The sequence below is a fragment of the Phaeodactylibacter xiamenensis genome (assembly GCF_000759025.1).
Lineage (GTDB): Bacteria > Bacteroidota > Bacteroidia > Chitinophagales > Saprospiraceae > Phaeodactylibacter > Phaeodactylibacter xiamenensis.
Window position 1 is genome coordinate 1 of record NZ_JPOS01000064.1, and the last position, 350, is coordinate 350.

Annotated in this window: 1 pseudogene; it reads left to right on the top strand. The window is 54.9% G+C overall.

Annotated features, from left to right (window positions below):
• Window positions 1–79: 79 nt before the first annotated feature.
• Window positions 80–350, top strand: a pseudogene (locus tag IX84_RS18390) (group II intron reverse transcriptase/maturase); the annotation flags it as partial.

Below are 350 nucleotides of genomic sequence, written 5' to 3' on the forward strand. Positions count from 1 at the left end.
CCCGCCAGAACAAACAGCCTGCCTTAATTGCACCGCCTGGAGCTCAGAGAAGCTGCAACGTACAAAAGTTTTTTTTTTTATGCGAAAATGGTACAGCCTATACGACAAAGTGTACAGCTGGAAGAACCTCATGGAAGCCTACCAGAAGGTAAAGGCGAACCGGGGCGCTGCCGGAGTAGACGGAGTTCGCATCACCGACTTCGATGAGAAGAGGGTGTCAGAGCTGCGCCGTTTGGAAAAAGAACTCAGGACGAAGGCGTACCGCCCGCAGGCAGTAAAACGGGTGTATATCCCGAAGCCTGACGGCAGCGAACGCCCATTAGGCATGCCGACGGTACGCGACCGGGTGG